At 34.1% G+C, this 1315-nt stretch carries 1 protein-coding gene; it reads left to right on the top strand.

The features are described from left to right. Nucleotides 1-144 precede the first annotated feature (144 nt). A complete protein-coding gene (cobT, locus tag HGI79_RS22400; protein WP_185652879.1) occupies nucleotides 145-1212 on the top strand; it encodes a nicotinate-nucleotide--dimethylbenzimidazole phosphoribosyltransferase in 1068 nt (355 codons plus the stop codon). The last annotated feature ends 103 nt before the right edge of the window (nucleotides 1213-1315 follow it).

The raw sequence follows: 1315 nt of genomic DNA, 5'->3' as shown, positions 1-1315 counted from the left end.
CTAAGATTTTCTAAAAACACTTCACTAAGACTGATAAAAAAGTTTTTAAATGTGCCTTCAGTTTTGGCAACATATCCCTCCGTATAAGTTAAATTTTGACCAAGAAACCCTGTTGTAAAACTTTTGTATAAGGGTGGTGATAAGGTGGAATTGTTAAGAGAGACTATAGCAAGTATAAGGCCTGCAGATAAAGAAGCAATGGAGAAAGCATGGAAGAGAATAGATGGACTTACCAAACCTATAGGATCATTGGGTGAATTGGAGAATATAATTGCAAAAATAGCTGGTATTACGGGAAAAGTGAGTAATCAAATAAATAAAAAGAGTATTGTTATAATGTGTGCAGATAATGGAGTATGGGAGGAAGGAGTAAGTAATAACCCACAAAATACTACTATGACTGTTACTAATAACTTTACTAGAGGAATAACTGGAGTTTGTGTTTTAGCTAAGTATTCCAAGTCTGATTTAACTATAGTGGACATAGGAGTAAAGGGTGATTTTAATAATCATAAAATAATAAATAAAAAAGTAGCCTATGGAACAAAAAATATAGCAAAAGAACCAGCAATGACAAGAGAACAAGCAATAAAGGCAATAGAAATAGGTATAGACACTGTAGATAAGTTAGTTATGAAAGACTATGATATGTTAGGTACTGGAGAAATGGGAATATGTAATACTACTACAAGTGCAGCAGTGTTAAGTGTTTTATCAGATCTTCCAGTACAAAATGTAGTAGGTAAAGGTTCTGGTTTAACTGAAGAGCAATTTGAACATAAAAAGAGAGTAGTACAGAAGGCCATAGATATAAACAAACCGAATAAAAATGATCCTATTGATGTAATATCAAAAGTAGGCGGACTAGACATAGCAGGATTATGTGGATGTTTTTTAGGAGCAGCCAAGAATAGAATACCAATTGTCATAGACGGGTTTATAACTTCTGCAGCGGCACTTTGTGCCTATAAACTAAATCAACATGTTAGAGACTTTATATTCCCCTCACATCTATCAGCAGAGCCAGGGGCTCAGTGTATGATGAATGAATTAAAGTTAAGTCCTATGCTTAATTTAGGAATGAGACTAGGTGAGGGATCAGGATGTCCTTTAGCATTTAGTATTATAGAATCTGCTTTATATGCAATGAATAATATGGCTACTTATGAAGAAGCCTCACTTAATAGAGAATGCTATATAGATATAAGATAAAGTGAAACTTGAATCAGATGGGGTTTGTTTTATGACTCCGGGGCAGTTTCTTATAGCTGATTACCATCAGCAAACTGCCCGTTAAATGCCATTTAGGCATTTA

It is taken from the genome of Clostridium sp. DJ247, from assembly GCF_014231265.1.
Note: the sequence above shows the minus strand (reverse complement) of the source record. Positions and strands in the feature narration are given on the sequence as shown.